Source organism: Actinokineospora sp., assembly GCF_050699995.1.
GTDB lineage: Bacteria > Actinomycetota > Actinomycetes > Mycobacteriales > Pseudonocardiaceae > Actinokineospora.
Window position 1 is genome coordinate 1 of record NZ_JBOHGC010000316.1, and the last position, 3,435, is coordinate 3,435.

The 3,435-nt window shown below is 63.5% G+C and carries 2 protein-coding genes; one reads left to right on the forward strand and one right to left on the reverse strand.

The features are described 5' to 3' along the window. Positions 1-283 (reverse strand): transposase domain-containing protein (locus ACRDSQ_RS15660; RefSeq protein ID WP_431421911.1); only part of this gene is annotated, 283 nt, incomplete at its 3' end. A gap of 73 nt (positions 284-356) precedes the next feature. Between ACRDSQ_RS15660 and ACRDSQ_RS15665 the strand changes: the two genes are divergently transcribed. Next, complete coding sequence (locus tag ACRDSQ_RS15665) at positions 357-3,146, forward strand: LamG domain-containing protein (protein ID WP_431421912.1); 2,790 nt, start codon at positions 357-359, stop codon at positions 3,144-3,146. Positions 3,147-3,435 lie beyond the last annotated feature (289 nt).

The window sequence follows — 3,435 nt, forward strand, 5'->3', positions numbered from 1 at the left end:
CGGGAATCCTCACCGGACCGCGGCCATCCACCAGCCAATCATCGGCCAGCTTGACCTGCCGCATCACCTCGTCGTAGCCATCCGAGGGAAACAACGCCAGCGCCACCACATACCGCGCCATCAACGCGGCGGGCAGATCCCGCGACCGCCGCTCCCGCCTCCCGGTCTCCTCGATCACCCGCTCGATCAACGCGTCCGGGAACTGCGAGGCCAACACACCCAACCCCACCCGATCCACCAGCCGATCACCGGACTTCACCTTCACCTGACCACGCCTGGGCACAACCAGACACTACACGATCAAGCACTAAGTTCCTGGTATTGAGGCCGAGGCCGACGGTTTCAATGAGACAGTCGTGGTCAAGACGCGGGAGGCGGCGCAAAACCCGAAGTTGGATCGGATCGCCTTTCCGAACCATGCGGCGAACGCGATCGTGACAGAGAAGGCGGACGGGGATCTGAGCGCGACCGCCGCGGGCCGTGAGGTGTTCTCCGCGCCGGCGCCGAAGATGTGGGATTCCTCGGGGATCGAGGTGACCTCCAGCGAGTTGGTGGGTAGCCCTGGCGCTGGAGGGCGTGTGGCGACAATGGATGTCGAGGTGTCGGGATCGTCGGTGGCGGTGACGCCGAACGTGTCGATGTTCGATGATCCAGCGACGGTGTTCCCGGTATACATCGACCCTTCGTATCTGTGCACGTCGTGCGGACGGAATCACTACGCGGTGTTGTACAAGACCGGGTTGACCGAGTACGACACTGATGACCTGCTGAGGTCCGGTTATGTGTGGGACACGCAGAATTCGAAGTATGTGACTGCTCGGTCATATGTGGAGATGAGCACGAACGGTTTGGCCGGGAAGGTCATCAAGGAAGCGAACCTGAATTTCGCGGTGAACAACGCCTATTCGTGTGGCGGTTCGACGCAAGTGTGGTTGACCACCCAGTTCACAGCGGCGACGAAGTACGGCAGTGAGCCGGGCAGGCACTACCAGCTCGGCACGATCGGTTCCTACGGTGGTTGCCCTGGTGCGGGTACTGCGCCGATCGAGATGCGGTCGACCGTGCAGGTGGCCGCAGATCAGGGGTGGACGGCGTTCTATGTGGGCTTATGGTCGCCGGATGACAGTGTCCTGAATACGCACTGGCGCCGGTTCGGCACCAACCCGTCGCTGGTCGTGCGCTATAACTCGTATCCAGAGAAACCGTCTGACCTCTCTACACGTCATGGTTTGAAGGATTACGCGTGCGTCACTGGCGCGGGTCGCCCTTATATCGCGACGACGACTCCCAAGCTGCGAGCTCGATTGAAGGACCCGGACAACTCGGGGCTGTTGAACGCTCGATTCTACTGGTCCACCGGGGGAAACTCGGTCGGTTCCGAAGGAACTTCGAACATCCAGCCTGGAAGCATGGCTGAGATCAGCGTGCCCGCGGGTTCGTTGGTGGATGGTCAGGTGTACTCGTGGCATGTGGTCGCGGGCGATGACGAGCTGTTGTCCCCGCAGTCCGATTCGTGCGAGTTCGGTGTCGATGTGACACCGCCTGCAGTCTCAAGTGTGTCGTCTACCGACTACCCCGAGAACGGGCTCGCTGGGGCGGCGGGCAAGAGTGGCCTGTTCACGTTCGGACCCAATGGCACGGCCGATGTGGCTAGCTACGTGTACACAGTGGACGGTACGGATCCGACGACGTTGGGTTCGCCGTCAGTCAATGCGACCGGTACGGGTGCGACGACCACGGCGTTGATCACCCCCATCGAGGGCACTAACACCGTAAAAGTGGCCAGTGTCGACCGCGCCGGTAACCGTGGCCCGGTGAAGAGCTACGTGTTCCGGGCGAACCCGCCAACGGCGCCGATCGGCTCTTGGAAGATGGATAGCACGCTCTCGGATTCCGCCGCGGGTGCGCGTCACCTGAGCTATACCGGGACGGGCTCGGCTTCGTATGTTTCCGGTTATACCGCCAACGCGTTCCGCATGAACGCCGCGACCAGTGATGCCGCGGCGTCGGCGTCGTCGATCGTGCGAACTGATCGTGGCTTCTCGGTCGCCGCGTGGGTTCGGCTCGACGCCGCGCAGGGATGGCGGGCGGTGGTGAGCCAGGAGGGGCCGTTGTCGGCGGCGTTCACGCTGCAGCGTTGCGACGACACCGGCAAGTGGTGCTTCGTGACCTCGCCCGGTGACGCGGCGAATCCGGCCTGGGCGTCGATTCATTCACAGAGTTCGGCGCTTGCCGGAGTCTGGACGCACGTCGCAGGCGTATATGACGCGGGCACCAAGCAGATCCACATCTACGTCAACGGGCGTCTGGAGGGGTCCAAGGCCGCGGAGGTCGGCAACATCAGCGGACGGCTGATTGTCGGACGCGGCAAGCAGAACGGCGCCTATGTGTGCCAGTTTGCCGGTCAGGTGGACGACGTGCGGTTGTGGGATCGCAGCACGAGTGCCGCAGAGGTGGCCGCGGCGGCGAACGCGTCGGTCCTGCGGGCCCGATACAAGCTCGATGAAGGCTCCGGCACCACCACTCGTGATGAGGTCACCGGCGGCAACGCAGCGTTGTCCGGCGGCACGCAATGGAGCGAGGACGCAGAAGACCCGTCGATCATGTCAGCCCGATTCCCGGAATCTCCAGTCGGCGACATCACCGGGACCCGACCTGCGTCGTTGCAGTCCGGCGGCAGTCTGACTTTGTCGGCCTGGGTGAAGCTGGACTCGGCCACGGGGTTCCGCACGATCGCCAGTATCGATGGGCAGCGTTCATCGCGGGCCGCGCTCCAGTATTGCGGCGATCGTCAGAAGTGGTGCTTCGGGGTTTCACCGACGGATGTGGACACGCCCACCTGGACAACGGCCTACTCCGATGTCGCGGTCGTCGTGGGTCAGTGGGTGTACCTGACGGGGATCTATGACGCGGCCACTGGGCGGGTCCACCTGATCGTCGACGCCAACTCCAGTAGTGCCGTATCGGCTACCGGGCAATCCGTAACCAACGGCACCGACGGCGTGATCGCGGTCGGGCGGGCCAAACAGTACGCCGTCGGCTTGGCCTACTTCGCGGGTTCGATCGACGACGTGCGCGTCTACTCCGGGGTCCGCTCAGCTGCCGATATCGACGCTGACCGGCGCGCGCGCGAACTCGGCGCGTAGTCATACGTCTTTCTCGTCCCTTCTCGCACGTCTGAAAGGCGCTGTGATGCGTTACCGGATGTCTGTTCGAGCCCTCGCCGTTGTGGTGGCCGTGTCGTTGGGTGCCTCGGTGCCTGCGGCCAACGCGGTGCCCGATGAGAAACCCGGGCGCAAGCTGCCAGCCGTGCAGCAGGAGAAGTCGGTACCAGGTAAGGATCGCCAGGTCCCCGCCCAATACCAGGAACTTTAGGTTCGGGTGAGGATGGTCACGACTGTGGGTGGTGGGCCTGTCAGGTGTTTGTCGATGGGT